Origin of the sequence: Micromonospora sp. NPDC000089 (assembly GCF_042899365.1) — a bacterium.
In the GTDB taxonomy this organism is placed as follows: Bacteria; Actinomycetota; Actinomycetes; order Mycobacteriales; family Micromonosporaceae; genus Micromonospora.
On the sequence record NZ_JBIAZT010000001.1, the window covers coordinates 254757 to 271848 of the forward strand.

The window sequence follows — 17092 nt, forward strand, 5'->3', positions numbered from 1 at the left end:
GTGCGCGGATGGGTGATTCTGATCCCCGGGTGGTGGCCGGCGGACCGACCCCGGTCGGGGATCCTCGCAGCCTCCCGCGGGTGCGGGCGGATGCGGCAACCCCTCTACTTTGCCACATCCCCCGGCGGCAGCTGAAATCCGGCCCGGTCCAACGCCGCGACGTCCCGTTTGTCCAGGCTCGTCGGGTCGAGCGCGGCGAGCAGGTCGGGCCGCCGGGCGGCCGTCCGGGTCAGCGCCTCGTCCCGCCGCCAGCGGGCGATCCGGCCGTGATCGCCGGAGCGGAGCACCTCCGGCACCTCGTGCCCGCGCCAGCTCGCCGGCTTGGTGTACATCGGGGCCTCCAGCAGCCCGTGCGCGTGCGACTCCTCGTCCAGCGAGCCGGCGTTGCCCAGCACCCCGGGCAGCAGCCGGGTGACCGCCTCCATGATCACCAGCACGGCCACCTCGCCGCCGAAGAGCACGTAGTCGCCGAGGGAGACCTCGGTGACCCGCATCCGGGTCGCGGCGTGGTCCAGCACCCGCTGGTCGATGCCCTCGTACCGGCCGCAGGCGAAGAGCAGGTGCGACTCGCCGGCCAGCTCGTGCGCCAGCGCCTGGGTGAACGGCACGCCGGTCGGGGCGGGCACCAGCAGCCGGGGCAGGGTCAGGCCGCCGGGGCTCAGCTCGTCGGGGGCCAGGGCGTCCAACGCCTCCCCCCACGGCTCGGGCCGCATCACCATGCCGGGCCCGCCACCGTACGGGGTGTCGTCGACCGTGCGGTGCACGTCGTGGGTCCAGTCCCGCAGGTCGTGCACGGTCAGCCGCAGCGTGCCGCTCTCCCGGGCCCGGCCGATCAGCGACAGGTCCAGCGGAGAAAAGTACTCGGGAAAGATCGACACGATGTCGACGCGCATGAGGGGCCGCTCCAGCGGTCTAGAGGTCGAGCAGTCCGGCGGGCGGGTCGACGACGACGCGACCGCCGGCCAGGTCGATCTCCGGCACGATCGCCTTGACGAACGGGATCAGCGCGGTACGCCCCTCGGGCCGACGCAGGACGAGCAGGTCCGACGCGGGGGCGTGATCGATCCGGGCTACCTCGCCCAGCCGTTCGCCGGCGGGGGTGACCACGTCGAGGCCGACCAGCTGGTGGTCGTGGAACTCCTCCGGGTCTTCCGGGGGCGCGACGTCGGCGCTGTCCACGCCGAGCAGGGTGTTGCGCAGCGCCTCGGCGACCTCGCGGTCCAGCACGCCCTCGAAGACGACCAGCAGCCGCCCCTGGTGCCAGCGAGCCGACTCGACGGTCAGCTCCGCGGGAACCCGGAACGGCACGCCGGGCCCGGGCGCGGGGTCGGCCGGCGGGTTCGCCCCCGGCTCGGTGCGCGGCACGCTGCCGCTACGCGCCGACTCAGCCGGAGGCCTCGCCCCCGGTTCGGTGCGCAGCACCGCACCGGGGGCGAAACGTGCCTCGGGCTCGTCGGTCCGCACCTCCACGGTGACCTCACCGCGGATCCCGTGCGGCTTGCCGATCCGACCGACGATGAGCAGCATCAGTACGAGTCGACGATGTCGACGCGTACGCCGCGTCCACCGATGGAGCCGATCACCTGGCGCAGCGCCTTGGCGGTCCGGCCGGACCGCCCGATCACCGTGCCGAGGTCCTCGGGGTGCACGCGGACTTCCAGCCGCTTGCCCCGACGGGAGTCGACCATCCGGACGCGCACGTCGTCCGGGTGATCCACGATGCCCTTGACCAGGTGCTCCAGCGCGGGACGCAGTGGCATGTCAGGCCTGCTCACCGGCGTCGGCGGCGGGGGCCTCGGCCGGAGCCTCGGTCTTCGGCGCCTCGATCTTCGGCGCCTCGGCGGCCGGGGTCTCGGCCTTCTCGGCGGCCGGGGCCTCGGCCTTGGCGGCCTTCTTGGCCGGCTTGGCCGGGGTCTCCGGGGCCAGGCCGGCGGCGGCCTTCGCCTCGGCCTCGTACGCCGCCTTGCGGTCGACGCGCTCGGCGGCGACCTTCAGCGGCGGCGGGGCCGGCAGGCCCTTGAACTTCTGCCAGTCACCGGTCAGCTCCAGCAGACGCTGCACGGCCTCGCTCGGCTGGGCGCCGACCGAGAGCCAGTACTGGACCCGCTCCGACCTGACCTCGATGATCGAGGGGTCTTCCTTCGGCTGGTACACGCCCACGAACTCGATCGCGCGACCGTCACGCTTGGTGCGCGAGTCGGCCACGACGATGCGGTACTGCGGGTTGCGGATCTTGCCCATCCGCAGGAGCCGGATCTTTACGGCCACAGTTGTTTCGCTCCTGTTGCGATCTCACCGACCCGGTACGGGCGGTGCACGGGTGAGCGCCACCCGGCACAGTGGGGTTGGGCCGGAGACTGCTCGGTGGACTGGCGACGCGCCCGGGTTAGAGGGCGCCGGACGCGCGCCGGATACCAGCGACCCATTCTGCCAGATGCGGCGCCGATCCCTCACATCGGACCCGGCCGGGCCGGCCGTTCGGCGACAAAGGTGACGCGGGACACCCTCAGCGCACGGGCGGCCGGTCCCATCCCGGCGGCAACGCGTCCGGTACGCCCCAGTCGGCGGGTGGGGTGAAGTCGCACCAGGTCCCGTCGAACGGGAACGCCCCGGCCTCGGCCAGCGCGATCACCCGCTCCCCCTCGGCGCGGACCGCCTTCTCGTCGGTCACCCAGTAGTGCTCCGGAAAGGCGAGGCGCTCGGCGAACTCGTCCTCGTCCTTCCACGCCCAGGTGTGGTCGGGCCGGACCACCACGTCCAGATCCTGGTCGACCATGTCCACCCCGGCGACCGGGCCGTCGTCCCAGCGGACGCCCGGTTCCTCCAGGTTCACGTACCACTCGGCGAAGCGGCCCCGGGCGTCCCGGAACCACCAGACCGAGTGGGCCGCCCCGGTGGGCAGGAACTTCAGCACCGGCGGCCCGTTCCACCGGCCCTGGGCCAGCCGGTACGACGAGGTGATCCACTCGGCGAACGGCATGGCCCGCATGCCCAGCCCCGCCTCGGTGACCTCGTGCGCCACCGGCGTGTCCCGGGCGACCCAGAGCAGCAGGCCCCGGTCGTCGTCGAGCACCACCCGGGCCGGCCGAACCCAGCCGATCCGGCCGTGCCGCACGTTCCGGTGCATGATCAGCCGACCCGGCTCGAACGTCATGCCCGGACCCTATCGAGCGCGGAAGCCGGGCCCGCGGGGCGGGACCGGCTTCCGGGGGTACGACGGGTCAGTAGGCGCGGGCGAGCACGGCCACCAGGTCCGGCTCGTCCTCGGAGTCCGGCACCGAGCCGTCGGCGCGCAGCAGGCAGCGCACGGTCACGCCCTGGCCGTTGGCCTCGGCCTCGCCCTTGACGCCGACCGCCGACCACGGCACCTTGGCCCAGCCGGTGGCCGCCGCTTCGATCGCCTCGGCCAGGGTGGCCACCTCGACCGTGCGCGACTGCCGGTGGGCCAGCGCCTGGTCGTGCAGCACCTGCTGGTCCGCGTCGAGGGCCGCGAGCACCGCGCCCACCACGTCCGCCACCGGCGTCGGGGCCTTGGAGCCGTCCGTACGCCGGACCACGACCGCGTTGCCGGCGGCCAGGTCGCGGGGGCCGACCTCGACGCGTACCGGATAGCCGCGCAGCTCGGCGTCGACGGCCCGGCGGCCGAACGCGGTGTCGGTCCGGTCGTCGAGCGCGACCCGGACGCCGGCGTCGCGCAGGCCGTCGCGGAGCTTGGCCGCCGCCTCACGCACGCCCTCGCCGTCCTTGACGATCATCACGTACGCCTGGATCGGAGCCAGCCGCGGCGGCACCCGCAGGCCGTTGTCGTCACCGTGCGCCATGATCAGACCGCCGAGCATCCGGGTCGAGGTGCCCCAGGAGGTGGTCCAGGCGTGCTCCCGGCCGCCCTCCTTGGCGGAGTAGGAGATGTCGAACGCCTTGGCGAAGTTCTGCCCCAGCTCGTGGCTGGTGCCGAGCTGGAGCGCCTTGCCGTCGCCCATCATGCCTTCGCAGGTGTAGGTGGCGGTCGCCCCCGCGAAACGCTCCCGGGCGGTCTTCAGGCCGACCACCACCGGAATGCCCAGCACGTTGACCATCAGGTCCTCGTACGCCTCGTGCAGGATCCGCCGCGCGTAGGCGCGGGCGTCCTCGCGGGTGGCGTGCGCGGTGTGCCCCTCCTGCCAGAGGAACTCGCTGGTGCGCAGGAAGATCCGCGGGCGCAGCTCCCAGCGGACCACGTTCGCCCACTGGTTGAGCAGCAGCGGCAGGTCCCGGTACGAGTCGATCCACTTGGCCATGAACTCGCCGATCACCGTCTCGCTGGTGGGGCGCACCACCACCGGCTCGGCGAGCTGCTTGCCGCCACCGTGGGTGACCACCGCCAGCTCCGGCGAGAAGCCCTCGACGTGCTCGGCCTCGCGCTTGAGGTAGCTCTCCGGGATGAACAGCGGGAAGTACGCGTTCTCCGCGCCGGCCGCCTTGATCCGGGCGTCCATCTCGGCCTGCATCCGTTCCCAGATGGCGTAGCCGGCGGGGCGGATGACCATGGTGCCGCGGACCGGGCCGTTGTCGGCCAGCTTCGCCTTGGCGATCAGGTCCTGGTACCAGCGGGGGAAGTCCTCCGCACGGGGAGTGAGCACGCGTGCCATGACCGCACATCCTATGCGGCGCCGCAGGAGGCAGGATGACCGCCCTAGACTGCAACCACCATGGGTGAGCGGAACAGGCTGCGGGACGCCATCGTGGACGCGGCCCGCGAGCAGACCGTGACCGCAGGCTGGGACGCGGTGCGGATGGGCGGCGTGGCCACCGCCGCCGGGGTGAGCCGGCAGACGGTCTACAACGAGTTCGGCAGCAAGGCGGGCCTGGCCGAGGCGCTCGCCCGACGCGAGGTCGACCGGTTCGTCGCCGAGGTGCGCACCGCCCTGCGCTCGCACGGCCCCGACGTCCGGGCCGGGGCGTACGCGGCGATCCGGCACAGCCTCGCCGCAGCGGCCGACAACCCCCTGGTCAAGGCGATCCTGACCAGCGCCCGGGGCGGCTCGGACGAGCTGTTGCCGTACCTGACCACCCGGGCCGAGCTGGTGCTGACCGAGGCCTCCGCCGCGCTGATCGGGTGGGCCGGTGAGCAGCTGCCGTCGGCCGACCCGGCGGCGCTGTCCTTCGCCGCCGACAGTGTGGTCCGCCTGGTGGTCAGCCACATCGTGCTCCCCCGGTCCCCGGTGGACGACACCGCCGACCAACTGGCCGACCTGGCCGTCCACCTCTTCCTCACCGCTGCCACCCCGCACCCGTGACCCCGCGCCGGCGGGTGCGCACGGTCAGCGCAGGACGCGGCCGCGCAGGATGATCCGGGCGGGGGCGCGGACGACCCGCAGATCCGCGCGCGGGTCCTCGGGGTAGACGGTGAGGTCGGCCAGGCCGCCCTCGACCAGGCCGGGGAAGCCGAGCCACTCCCGGCCCCGCCACGAGGCGGCGGCGAGCACGTCCACGGCCGCCATGCCGGCCCGCTCGTGCAGCAGCAGCATCTCCTCGGCGGCCAGCCCGTGGTCGATGCCGCCGCCCGCGTCGGTGCCCACGTAGATCGGCACCCCCGCCTCGTACGCCGCCCGCACCACCTCGGGGAAGCGGTCGCGCAGCGCGAGCATGTGGTCGGCGTACCCGGGGAACTTGGCCCGGGCCGCGTCGGCGATGCCGCCGAAGGTGGCGATGTTGATCATCGTGGGAACCAGCGCGGTGCCCTGCCGGGCCATCAGGTCGATCAGGTCGAGGCTCAACCCGGTGCCGTGCTCCACCGAATCCACCCCGGCCCGCACCATGATCTCCACGGCCGACTCGCTGAAGGTGTGCACGGCGGCGCGTACCCCGGCGGCGTGCGCGGCCGCGACGGCCGCGGTCATGGTGTCCGCGTCCCAGGCTGGGGCGAGATCCCCGACGCCGCGGTCGATCCAGTCGCCGACCAGCTTGACCCAGCCGTTGCCGGCGGCGGCCTGGTCGGCGACGGTCGCGGCCACCTCCGCCGCGCCGACCTCCACGCCGATGTCGCGCAGGTAGCGCTTCGGCGGGGCCACGTGCCGGCCCGCGCGGGCCAGCCGCGGCAGGTCCGCCTCGTCGTCGAGCTGGGGGTACGGGTACGGCGAGCCGGCGTCCCGGATCGCCAGCACCCCGGCGTCCCGGTCGGTACGGGCCAGCTCGCGGGCCTGGTCGAGCGAGGTGATCGGGGCGCCGCCGCGGGCGATGCCGATGTGGCAGTGCGCGTCGATCAGGCCGGGCAGCACGAACCCGCCGTCGACCACGGTCTCGGCGTCGGCGACCGGTTCGAAGGTGACCCGGTCGCCGACCAGCCAGAGATCCCGGACCTCGTCGTCGGGCAGGAGCACGCCACGCACATGCAGAGCCATGTGCACAGTCCTACCCGATCACTCCCCGCCCGGGGCGAGCAGGTCGTTCTTGCGGGCGGTGAGCGCCGGCAGGTCGACGGAGACCTTCCACGGCGTCTCGGTCACGAACAGGTCCTCGGTGTTGCTGACCTGCTCGTAGTCGCGGTTCACGCCCCGGACGTACTCGGTCAGGGCGATCCGCTCCTGCAGCGGGTCCACCACCCAGTAGGAGCGGACCCCGGCGTGCGCGTACACCTTCGCCTTGTCGTACATGTCGCGGAAGGTGGAGGTCGGCGAGACCACCTCGACGGCGAGCAGCGCGTCCTCGACCGGCACCGGTGACCGGCCGGCGTGCTTGCGGCGGATGACCACCACATCGGGGCGGGGCTCGTTGCGCCGGTCGACCCGCATCGACAGGTCGATGCTGACGAGGAGGTCCGGCGGGCAGTTGACGCGAAGCGCGAGCAGCAGCTCGACGCACAGTTCTTGATGCAGGGCAGTCGGCGACGGCACGATCAACCTTCCGTTGATCAGTTCGTACGGAAGGTCCTTCGGCAGTTCGCCGAGGTCGTCGACCGTCCACTCGTGCCGCTCCGGCAGGATCGGGGCCGCGGTCATTGACATCTCCTTCCCAGGGGGCGACATCACCCTAGGAGAGGATGGCGTCGCCCGCCGTCACCGACACGCGTCAGCGGGGTCGCTGGTCGCCCTTGCCGAGCTTGTTGAAGTCGATCTTCGGGAGCTTGAAGCCCGGCGGCAGGCCCTGCCCGCCGGCCAGGTCGCCCGGGTCCATCCCCGGCGGCAGCTGCGGCATGCCGCCCGGGAAGCCGCCCGGCATCCCGGCGCCCGCCCCGGTACGCGGCCGGTTGCCGCCCTTGGTGCCCTTGCGCTTGTTCTTCGGGGACTTGGTGGCCTTGCGCCGGCCGCCGCCGGGCAGGCCCATCATGCCGCCCATCTGCTTCATCATCTTCTGCGCGTCGGCGAAGCGGTTGAGCAGCTGGTTGACGTCCATCACGGTGACCCCGGAGCCGCTGGCGATGCGGGCCCGGCGGGAGCCGTTGATGATCTTCGGGTTGGTGCGCTCGCCGGGGGTCATCGAGCGGATGATCGCGGTGACCCGGTCGAAGTGCTTGTCGTCCAGCTCGGAGAGCTGGTCCTTCATCTGCCCCATGCCGGGCATCATGGCCAGCACGTTGGCGATCGGGCCCATCCGACGGACCGCGATGAGCTGGTCGAGGAAGTCCTCCAGGGTGAACTGCTCGCCGCCCATCAGCTTGGCGGTCATCTTCTCCTTCTGATCGGAGTCGAAGGCCTGCTCGGCCTGCTCGATCAGAGTGAGGACGTCGCCCATGCCGAGGATCCGGCTGGCCATCCGGTCGGGGTGGAAGACGTCGAAGTCCTCCAGCTTCTCGCCGGTGGAGGCGAAGAGGATCGGCTGCCCGGTGACCTCGCGGACGCTCAGCGCGGCGCCACCGCGGGCGTCACCGTCGAGCTTGGACAGCACCACGCCGGTGATGCCGACCCCGTCGCGGAACGCCTCGGCGGTGCGCACCGCGTCTTGGCCGACCATCGCGTCGATGACGAAGATGACCTCGTCCGGGTCGACCGCGTCGCGGATGTCGGCGGCCTGCTGCATCATCTCGGCGTCGATGCCGAGCCGGCCGGCGGTGTCGACGATGACGATGTCCCGCGCGGCGCGCTTCGCGTGCTCGATCGAGGCGCGGGCCACCTGCACCGGGTCGCCGGTGCCGTTGCCGGGCTCCGGGGCGTACACCTCGACGCCGGCGCGACCACCGAGCACCTGGAGCTGCCCGACGGCGTTGGGACGCTGCAGGTCGGCGGCGACCAGCAGCGGCTGGTGGCCCTGCGCCTTGAGCCAGCGGGCCAGCTTGCCGGCCAGGGTGGTCTTGCCGGAACCCTGCAGACCCGCCAGCATGATCACGGTCGGCGGCTGCTTGGCGAACTGGAGCCGCCGCCCCTCGCCGCCGAGGACGGTGATCAGCTCCTCGTTGACGATCTTGATGATCTGCTGCGCCGGGTTGAGCGCCTCGGAGACCTCCGAGCCGCGGGCCCGCTCCTTCACGTTCGCGATGAAGCCCTTGACCACGGGCAGCGCGACGTCCGCCTCCAGCAGCGCCATGCGGATCTCGCGCGCGGTGGCGTCGATGTCGGCGTCGGTGAGCCGACCCTTGCCGCGGAGCTTGGTGAAGATTCCGGACAGGCGGTCACTCAAGGTGTCAAACACGCGAACATCCCGTTTGTCGTTTTCCGGCGGGCACAACGCGGCCGGGCAGGAGTCCAGCCACCGCTAGGGTAGCCCGCCGCCCGCACCCGCGCTCCGGCCCGGCCACCGCCCACCCGCCGGGCCCGCGCCGGGTCAGGACGTGACCAACCCCGACTGGTACGCGAAGACCACCAGCTGGGCCCGGTCCCGGGCGCCGAGCTTGATCATCGCCCGGCTGACGTGGGTACGCGCGGTGGCCGGGCTGACCACCAGCCGCTCGGCGATCTCGGCGTTGCTCAGCCCCTCGCCGACCAGGCCCACCACCTCCCGCTCCCGGTCGGTGAGCGAGTCCAGCCGGGGGTGCGGCCGGGGCACCCGGGCCGGGCGGGTGGCGAACTCCCGGACCACCCGCCGGGTCACCGACGGCGACAGCAGCGCCTCCCCCTCGGCCACCAGCCGCACCGCGCGCAGCAGCTCGGCCGGCGGGGTGTCCTTGGTCAGGAAGCCACTGGCCCCGTGCCGGAGCGCGTCGAAGACGTACTCGTCCAGCTCGAAGGTGGTCAGCACGATCACCCGGGTGCCGGCCAGCTCCGGGTCGGCGACGATCCGCCGGGTCGCCTCGATGCCGTCCACCCCCGGCATCCGGACGTCCATCAGCACCACGTGCGGCCGGTACGCGCGGGCCAGCTCCACCGCGCGCAGCCCGTCCGCGGCCTCCCCCACCACGCCGAGGTCGTCCTCGCTCTCCAGCAGGGCACGCAGCCCGATCCGCACCAGGTCCTGGTCGTCGGCGAGCAACACGGTGATCACTGGGCCTCCTCCACCGGCAGGGTCGCGTACACCCGGAAACCGCCACCGGCGTGCGGCCCGGCGGCGAAGGTCCCGCCCAGCGCGGTGACCCGCTCCCGCATCCCGGCCAGGCCCGTCCCGCCGCCGGGGCCGGGCACGGCCGGCGTGCCCCGACCGGTGTCGGTCACCTCGACCGCCACCTGGGTGGGGGCGTACCGCAGCGCGACGGCGGCGGTGGCCGGCCCGGCGTGCCGCAGCACGTTCGTCAACGACTCCTGCACCACCCGGTACGCGGCCAGGTCGACCGCGACGGGCAACGGACGCGGCTCCCCGTCGACCGCGACGGTGACCGGCACCCCGGCGCCGGCCAGCCGCTCGCGCAGCTGGGGCAGCTGGTCGAGCCCGGGCGCCGGGGCGCGGGGGGCGGCGCCGTCGTCCCGCCGCACCACGGTCAGCGTGACGCGCAGCTCGTCCAGCGCCTCCTTGCTGGTGCGGCTGATCGCCCGCAGCGCCGTCTCGGCCTGCTCCGGCCGCTTCGCCAGCAGGTGCAGCGCGACCTCCGCCTGCAGGTGGATGGCCGCCAGCCCGTGCCCCACCACGTCGTGCACCTCGCGGGCCACCCGCAGCCGTTCGGAGTCGGCCAGCTCCCGGGCCTGCTCGGCGCGGGTGCGGGCGGCGGTCTCCCGACTGGTGCGGACCGCCACCCCGACGGCGAACGGCACCACCGCCCAGGCCGAGCCGGGCAGCAGACCGGCCAACCCGGGCGCGTTCGCCGGGGAGGCGAACAGGTGGGCCAGCAGCACCAGCAGCGCGACGACGGTCGCCGCGGCGGCCGGCCGGACGGGCAGCCGCACCGCCACCGTGTAGACCGCGACCATGAAGGTGAGCAGCACCGGCCCGTACGGGTAGCCGAGGACCAGGTACGCGGAGACCACCACCGCGACGACGCCGAGCGTGGTCCGGGGGGCCCGGGTCCGCCCGGCCAGGACCAGCGAGGCCACCCCGACCAGGCACAACGCCGTCGCGCCGACCGGCGTGCTGCCGGGCTGGTTGCGCCCGGCCACAGCGGTGGTGAGCAGGCCGAAGGCGAGCAGGAACAGCGCCAGCGCCAGGTCGGCGACCGCCTGCCGGCGGCGCTCGGTGCGGGGTTCGGCGCGCATGCCGGTCATTCTGCCCACGCGGTGGCCGCCCGGCGTGCTCCCACGAGCGACTGTCCCGCTACGTCGCGGGACGTACGGCCTCAGACCGCCGCCAGCACGGCCGCCTCCAGCCGGGCCCGCTCGGCGTCCGCGGGCCAGCCGCCGACCAGGTAGAACACGTCCACCACGTCGCCGCCGAGGGTGGAGATCCGGGCCGCCCGCACCTGCGCGCCGGCCTCGTCCAGGGCGCAGGTGACCCGGTAGAGCAGCCCGACCGCGTCGGCGGCGCGCAGCTCCAGCAGCACCGCGTCGGTGGCCGCCTCCCGGTGCCAGACCACCCGCGGCGCGGCGCCCTCACCCCGGGCGGCGAGCGCCCGGCCGCGCAGCCGCTGGGTGACCGAGACGTCTCCGGCGACCGCCCGGCGCAGGTCGGCGGTGAGCGCGATCGGATCGGGCGCCAACCCGTAGCGCGGTCGCACCCGGCACTGCACCAGGGCCCGGCCGTCGACCGTGGCGGCGTCCGCGGCGAGCACCTCCAGCCGGTGCATGGCCAGGCACCCGGCGACCGTCGCGAGCAGGCCGCGCCGGTCCGCCGCGGCCACCGCCACCGCGTCGTCGGCCAGGTGTACGGCCGGCAGCGGCCCGGCGACCAGCGCCGGGTCGGGCGCCGGCGGGGCGGGCAGCACGCCGGTTTCCAGCGCCGTGCGCACCCGGTCGACCAGCTCGGCGACCAGCCGCCCCTTCCAGTCCGACCAGGCGGCCGGGCCAGTCGCCGCCGCATCCGAGCGGACCAGCGCGTGCAGCAGGTCGAGGGTGGCGCCGTCGCCGATCCGCTGCGCCACCCCGGCGATGGTCCTCGGGTCGGACAGGTCCCGGCGGGTCGCCACGTCGGGCAGCAGCAGGTGCTGCCGAACCAGCGTGCCGATCAGCGCCACCTCGGGCGTGGGCAGGCCGATCCGGGTGGCCACCGCCTCGGCCAGCGGCGCCCCCACGACGCTGTGATCGCCCGGGAGCCCCTTACCGATGTCGTGCAGGAACGCGCCGAGCAGCAGCAGGTCTGGGCGGTCCACCTCGCGGGTGTGCCGGCTGGCCTCGTACGCGGTCTGCACCAGGTGCCGATCCAGGGTGAACCGGTGCACCGGGTTGTGCTGGGGCAGGCTGCGCAGCCGGGTCCACTCGGGCAGCCAGCCGTCGACCAGCCCGTACCGGTCGCAGGTCTCCCAGGCGGGCACCAGCCCGGGGCCGGCGCCGAGCAGGGTGACCAACGCGTCCCGGGCGGCCGGCGGCCAGGGCGCGGGCAGCGGCGGGCAGTACGCGGCGAGCCACTCGCAGGTGGCCCGGGCGATCGGCAGTCGGGAGGTGGCCGCGGCGGCGGCCACCCGCAGCGACAGGCTCGGGTCGGGTCGCGCGCCGATCGCCGTCCGGGCGAGCACCAGCTCGCCGTCGTGCTCGACCACGTCCCGGGCCACCGGGCGGCGCTGCGGTCGACCGTCGGCGCCCCGGCGGCGGCCGGACCGGAGCCGGTCGGCGGCCCGCCAGGCGTCGTCGAGGGCGTGGCTGACCGTACGGGCGTCACCGGCGACCCGGCGCAGCAGGGCGTCGCCGTCCCGGGCGGGGGCCCCGGCTCGCTGGCCGGGGTCGGACTGCGGTTGCCGGAGGCCGAGCAGCGCGGCGACGCCGTCGCGTTCCTGCGCGACGAGCCGGTCCACCCGGCGGCCGACCTGCTGGTGCAGGGCGTCCCGGGTGTCCAGCAGGCGCAGGTGGGCGGCGCGGACCGCGGGACGCAGCGCGTCGGTGACGCCGGCGGTGGCGATGGCCCGCAGGATGCCCACGTCGCGCAGCCCGCCGGCGGCCTCCTTGAGGTCGCCCTCCAGCAGGAAGGCCAACTCGCCGTGGGCGCGCCAGCGGGCCTCGGTGAGCTCCCGCAGCGCGGGCAGCCGGCGCACGGCGGTGCGTCGCCAGTGGTCGGTGGCGGCGCGGGCAAGCAGGTCGGCGAGCGCCCGGTCGCCGGCGACGAACCGGGCGTCCAGCAGGGCCAGGGCCACCTTGACGTCGTCCTGGGCCACCGAGAGCGCCTCGGCGACGGTGCGCACCGAGTGGTCCAGCCGCACCCCGGCGTCCCAGATCGGATACCACAGCGAGCCGGCCAACTCGTCCACGCCGGGCACCCCGGCGTGGAGCAGCACCAGGTCGAGGTCGCCGTGTGGCGCGCACTCCCGCCGCCCGAGCCCGCCCACCGCGACCAGCGCCACCCCGGGCCGCCCCGGCAGCAACCCGCCCAACCACTCGTCGTACCCCTCGGCGCGCCCCCGCCGGGCGGCCTCTCCGACGCCACCGACCTCGTTGATCAAGAGGTTTGCGTCACCGTCGCCGGCGTGTCCTGACGCATTCCCCTTGATCAACGAGGTCATGTGGTCCTCCTGGCGGGAGCGGGGTGTGGCTCTACAGGGCGTCTAGGCCGCGTTCGCCGGTGCGGACGCGGACGACCTCCTCGACGCCGGTCACCCAGACCTTCCCGTCGCCGATCTTGCCGGTGCGGGCCGCCGCCACGATCGCGTCCACGATCTTGTCGACGTCCATCTCGTCGGTGAGCACCTCGACCCGGATCTTGGGCAGGAACTCGACCGTGTACTCGGCACCCCGGTAGACCTCGGTGTGCCCCTTCTGCCGCCCGTACCCCTGGACCTCGCTGACGGTCAGGCCGGCCACGCCGAGGGCGTGCAGGGCCTCCTTCACCGCGTCCAGCTGGTACGGCTTGATGACCGCGGTCACCAGCTTCATGTCCAACCCCTCCATCTCGGGAACGTTAACCGGCGACCTTCTCGCTGACCGACTCGGCGGGCTCGTCCGCCGGTTCGGGGGCGCCCGGAGCGGGCCGGGTGGCCCCGATCCCGGCCATGGCGAACGCGCCACCGGCGCTGCTGCCCGTGGTGGGCGACAGGTCGTACGCGCTCTCCGCGTGCTCGGCGAGGTCGATGCCCTCGACCTCGGCCTCGGCGCCGACCCGGAAGCCGATGGTCTTCTCGATGGCGAAGGCGAGCAGCCAGGCGATACCGCCGGACCAGACCGTCACGATCAGGCCGGCCAGCGCCTGCCGACCCAGCTGGGTCAGCCCGCCGCCGTAGAAGAGGCCGTCGGAGGCGCCCACCACGTCGCTGATCGCGCCGTTGACCGAGGCGGTGGCGAACAGGCCGAGCCAGAGCGACCCGATCCAGCCGCCGACGAAGTGCACGCCCACCACGTCGAGCGAGTCGTCGTACCCCAGCTTGTACTTCAGGCTGATGGCCAGGGCGCAGGCCACGCCGGCGACGATGCCGAGCAGGACGGCCGCCCACGGGGCGATGAAGCCACAGGCCGGGGTGATGGCGACCAGACCGGCGACGGCGCCGGACGAGGCGCCGACCATGGTGGGCCGCTTGTCCTTGACCCACTCGACCGCGATCCAGCCGAGCACCGCCGCGGCCGTGGCCAGCTGGGTGTTGATGAAGGCGAGGCCGGCGACCGAGTCGACGGTCAGCTCCGAGCCGGCGTTGAACCCGAACCAGCCGAACCAGAGCAGGCCGGCGCCCAGCGCGACCAGCGGGATGTTGTGCGGCTTCATGCCCTCCCGCGGCCAGCCGACCCGCCTGCCGAGCACCAGGGCCACGCCGAGCGCCGCGGCACCCGCGTTGATGTGCACCGCCGTACCGCCGGCGAAGTCGAGCGCGTGCAGTTTGGCGCCGATGATGCCGCCGCCCCACACCCAGTGCGCGACCGGGAAGTAGACCAGGGTGGCCCAGCCGAAGGCGAACAGCAACCAGCCGGAGAACTTGGCCCGGTCGGAGATGGCGCCGCTGATCAGCGCGACGGTGATCACCGCGAAGACCATCTGGAAGGCCATGAACACGTACAGCGGGATGCCGATGCCGCTGGGGTTGTCGGTCGTGGCACCCCAGAGGTCGGTCTCGGCGAGGAACGTCTTGGTGCCGAGGTAGGCGCCCGGGTCACCCCAGAAGCCGTTGACGTCGGTCCCGAAGGCGACGCTGAAACCGTAGAACCACCACAGAACAGAGATGAGCCCGATGGCGGAGAAGCTCATCATCATCATGTTGAGCACACCCTTGGACCTGTTCAGGCCGCCGTAGAACAGCGCCAGTCCCGGGGTCATGAGCAGCACGAGAGCGGTCGAAACCAGCAGCCAAACGGTGTTGCCGCCGTCGATCGTCGGTGCTTCAGGCACGCTGGCCTCCTAAAAGGTGAAGTCCTCCTTCACGGCTTCCGGGGCAGCGTCGCCCGTACGCCGGATGGCGGAAGCTTGGTCGCCGGCTGTTTCCTTCACCGACACCCCTCGATTTCCGGCCTGTGACGGGTTGTTTCCGGCATGTGAAGAACGCCGATCATGGATGGCGGGGACGGACGAAGCGGCCGCTCCCGGTCGGGAGCGGCCGCTTCGGCACGGTAGGGGACGGCGGGCCACCCGGCGGCGGATCGCGGACGGCGGTTCAGCGCAGCGCGTTCTCCAGGGCGAGCCGCTCGTAGTCGAGCAGCCGCAGGTCACGCATCGGGCGACGAAGGTGACCCTTGTGCACGATCCGGACGAACGCCGGCTCGCCGGCCGCGGCCATCCGGCGGATGCCCTCGACGTGGTCGACGATCCGCTTGCGGATGGTCCGGATCAGCCGGTGCCGGTCGCGCGGGATCAGCCCGTACGCGTCGGCGAACAGCCGCAGCCGGCGCGGCCGGTCGGGGCGCTTCCAGCCCAGTGTGATCGAGTCCCGGTCGGAGAAGATCGGCACCCAGGTCCAGGCCGCGTACGCCACGTCGTAGATCCGCGCGCCCGGCGAGGCGAGGTCGAAGTCGATCAGACCGAGGGTGCCGTCCGGCCGCCAGATCACGTTGTGCGGGGCCGCGTCGTGGTGGCAGATCACCTCGGTGTCCGGCGGGGGCGGCCCGAACGAGCGCCAGACCGCCTGCGGCGGCGGGGTGAAGCCGTACTGCGCGTCGTGGAACATCCGCAGCATCGTCGCCACGGTGACCAGCGCCTCGTCGGTGACCCAGTGCCGGGCCAGCGGGTACTCCCCGCACTCCCCCTCCAGGTACGACAGCACCTCGCGGTTGCGCTCGTCCATCCCGAGGGCGCGCGGAGCGCCGGTGAACCCGACGTACTCCAGGTGCCGCAGCAGGGCGTGCACCGACGGGGTCCACGGCCCGGCGTTGCGCCGGACGGTGTCGCCGACCCGCACCACGGTGCTCACGTTCCCGCCGTGCAGCGGGATCTCCTGCGAGGTCACGTACGGCCTCCCCAGGCGCGGCGCCGCCCCGCGGGGATCCCGCCACCCGGCGTACGCGCGATCGTCGTTCGTCACCCGAGGTTACGCGTCCCGGGCGAGCGGCTCGGTGCCGAGCAGCGCGTCGACGAACTGTGCGGGGTCGAACGGGGCCAGGTCGTCGGCGCCCTCGCCGAGGCCGACCAGCTTGACCGGGATGCCGAGCTTGCGCTGCACGGCGATCACGATGCCGCCCTTGGCGGTGCCGTCGAGCTTGGTCAGCACCACGCCGGTCACGTTGACCACCTCGGTGAAGACCCGGGCCTGCTCCAGGCCGTTCTGGCCGGTGGTGGCGTCCAGGATCAGCAGCGTCTCGTCGATCGGGCCGTGCTTCTCCACCACCCGCTTGACCTTGCCCAGCTCGTCCATCAGGCCGATCTTGTTCTGCAGTCGGCCGGCGGTGTCGATCAGCACGGTGTCGGTGCCGGCGTCGATGCCCGCGCGGACGGCGTCGAAGGCGACGCTGGCCGGGTCGGCGCCCTCCGGGCCGCGGACGGTCACCGCGCCCACCCGGCCGCCCCAGGTCTCCAGCTGGTCGGCGGCGGCGGCGCGGAAGGTGTCCGCGGCGCCCAGGGTGACCGTCCGCCCGTCGGCCACCAGCACCCGGGCGATCTTGCCGCAGGTGGTGGTCTTGCCGGCGCCGTTGACCCCGACCACCAGCAGCACCGCCGGCGAGCCGTCCTTGGGCTCGGTGCGCAGCGACCGGTCGAGGCCCGGGTCGAGCGCGTTGACCAGCTCGGCGGCGAGCAGCGCGCGCAGCTCGCCGGCGGAGCGGGTGCCGAGCACCCGGGTCCGCTCGCGCAGCCGGTCGACGATGTCGCGGGTGGCGTCGATGCCGACGTCGGCGGTGATCAGCGCGTCCTCGATCTCCTCCCAGGCGTCCTCGTCGAGGTGGTCGCGGCTGAGCAGGCCGAGCAGGCTCTTGCCGAACACGTTCTGCGAGCGGGACAGCCGGGAGCGCAGCCGCACCAGCCGGCCGGCGGTGGGCTCCGGGACCTCCAGCGGGGGCGCCTCGACCACCGGCGGCTCGACCAGGACGCCGGTGGACAGGTCGGACTCGGCGGCCTCGACCGGCGGACCGGCCAGGTCCTCCTCGGCCCGGGTGTCGACCTCGGTCTCCGGCAGCGGGGGCTCGGGCCGCCGGCGCAACCGGGGCACCACCAGGCTGAGGCCGCCGAGGATCAGCACACCGAGCAGGGCGAGCGCGACGAGGAGGTATTCCGTCATGCCGAAATCCTGTCAGATGACGGCCATGGCGTCTTCACCACCGCACCC

Annotated in this window: 17 protein-coding genes; 1 reads left to right on the forward strand and 16 read right to left on the reverse strand. The window is 73.7% G+C overall.

The window, feature by feature from the left end; translation table 11 throughout:
- Positions 1-104 precede the first annotated feature (104 nt).
- The 6 genes from trmD to proS all read right to left on the reverse strand — a co-directional run bounded on the left by trmD (position 105) and on the right by proS (position 4628).
- The gene (gene trmD, locus ACFY3U_RS01235; RefSeq protein WP_387192905.1) at positions 105-893 is read right to left on the reverse strand and encodes a tRNA (guanosine(37)-N1)-methyltransferase TrmD; all 789 of its coding nucleotides are present in this window, start codon (positions 891-893) and stop codon (positions 105-107) included.
- A gap of 19 nt (positions 894-912) precedes the next feature.
- On the reverse strand, positions 913-1524 hold the full coding sequence (rimM, locus tag ACFY3U_RS01240; protein WP_387194102.1) for a ribosome maturation factor RimM: 612 nt from the start codon (positions 1522-1524) through the stop codon (positions 913-915).
- 2 nt (positions 1525-1526) lie between these two features.
- The gene (locus tag ACFY3U_RS01245) at positions 1527-1760 is read right to left on the reverse strand and encodes an RNA-binding protein (RefSeq protein ID WP_013284588.1); all 234 of its coding nucleotides are present in this window, start codon (positions 1758-1760) and stop codon (positions 1527-1529) included.
- A gap of 1 nt (position 1761) precedes the next feature.
- Positions 1762-2268: a 30S ribosomal protein S16 gene (rpsP, locus tag ACFY3U_RS01250; protein ID WP_387192908.1), complete on the reverse strand. Its 507-nt coding sequence runs from the start codon at positions 2266-2268 to the stop codon at positions 1762-1764.
- Positions 2269-2506: 238 nt separating this feature from the next.
- On the reverse strand, positions 2507-3154 hold the full coding sequence (locus ACFY3U_RS01255; protein WP_387192911.1) for a DUF402 domain-containing protein: 648 nt from the start codon (positions 3152-3154) through the stop codon (positions 2507-2509).
- A gap of 67 nt (positions 3155-3221) precedes the next feature.
- Positions 3222-4628 carry a proline--tRNA ligase gene (gene proS / locus ACFY3U_RS01260; protein WP_387192914.1) on the reverse strand — a complete coding sequence of 469 codons (1407 nt, stop codon included), beginning with the start codon at positions 4626-4628 and terminating at the stop codon, positions 3222-3224.
- Between the two features lie 60 nt (positions 4629-4688).
- Between proS and ACFY3U_RS01265 the strand changes: the two genes are divergently transcribed.
- Entirely contained in the window at positions 4689-5276 is a 588-nt protein-coding gene (locus tag ACFY3U_RS01265; protein WP_387192916.1) for a TetR family transcriptional regulator, read from the forward strand.
- 24 nt (positions 5277-5300) lie between these two features.
- Here ACFY3U_RS01265 and ACFY3U_RS01270 read toward each other — a convergent pair whose 3' ends face one another.
- The 10 genes from ACFY3U_RS01270 to ftsY all read right to left on the reverse strand — a co-directional run bounded on the left by ACFY3U_RS01270 (position 5301) and on the right by ftsY (position 17044).
- Positions 5301-6380, reverse strand: a complete 1080-nt coding sequence (locus ACFY3U_RS01270) for an amidohydrolase family protein (protein WP_387192919.1) — start codon at positions 6378-6380, stop codon at positions 5301-5303.
- 18 nt (positions 6381-6398) lie between these two features.
- Entirely contained in the window at positions 6399-6977 is a 579-nt protein-coding gene (locus ACFY3U_RS01275) for a Uma2 family endonuclease (protein WP_387192922.1), read from the reverse strand.
- 70 nt (positions 6978-7047) lie between these two features.
- The gene (gene ffh, locus ACFY3U_RS01280; RefSeq protein WP_387192925.1) at positions 7048-8604 is read right to left on the reverse strand and encodes a signal recognition particle protein; all 1557 of its coding nucleotides are present in this window, start codon (positions 8602-8604) and stop codon (positions 7048-7050) included.
- 132 nt (positions 8605-8736) lie between these two features.
- Positions 8737-9393, reverse strand: coding sequence for a response regulator (locus tag ACFY3U_RS01285; RefSeq protein WP_387192928.1), 657 nt, complete (start codon positions 9391-9393; stop codon positions 8737-8739).
- Positions 9390-10532 carry a sensor histidine kinase gene (locus ACFY3U_RS01290; protein ID WP_387192931.1) on the reverse strand — a complete coding sequence of 381 codons (1143 nt, stop codon included), beginning with the start codon at positions 10530-10532 and terminating at the stop codon, positions 9390-9392. The genes ACFY3U_RS01285 and ACFY3U_RS01290 overlap by 4 nt, the downstream gene beginning before the upstream one ends.
- An 80-nt stretch (positions 10533-10612) precedes the next feature.
- Entirely contained in the window at positions 10613-12922 is a 2310-nt protein-coding gene (locus tag ACFY3U_RS01295; RefSeq protein ID WP_387192934.1) for a [protein-PII] uridylyltransferase, read from the reverse strand.
- Between the two features lie 31 nt (positions 12923-12953).
- The gene (locus ACFY3U_RS01300; protein ID WP_170285500.1) at positions 12954-13292 is read right to left on the reverse strand and encodes a P-II family nitrogen regulator; all 339 of its coding nucleotides are present in this window, start codon (positions 13290-13292) and stop codon (positions 12954-12956) included.
- 25 nt (positions 13293-13317) lie between these two features.
- Positions 13318-14730 (reverse strand): ammonium transporter, encoded by a 1413-nt coding sequence (locus ACFY3U_RS01305; protein ID WP_387192937.1) that lies wholly within the window; start codon positions 14728-14730, stop codon positions 13318-13320.
- A gap of 262 nt (positions 14731-14992) precedes the next feature.
- Positions 14993-15856 carry an aminoglycoside phosphotransferase family protein gene (locus ACFY3U_RS01310; RefSeq protein ID WP_387192940.1) on the reverse strand — a complete coding sequence of 288 codons (864 nt, stop codon included), beginning with the start codon at positions 15854-15856 and terminating at the stop codon, positions 14993-14995.
- A gap of 6 nt (positions 15857-15862) precedes the next feature.
- A complete protein-coding gene (gene ftsY / locus ACFY3U_RS01315) occupies positions 15863-17044 on the reverse strand; it encodes a signal recognition particle-docking protein FtsY (protein ID WP_387192943.1) in 1182 nt (393 codons plus the stop codon).
- Between the last annotated feature and the right edge of the window lie 48 nt (positions 17045-17092).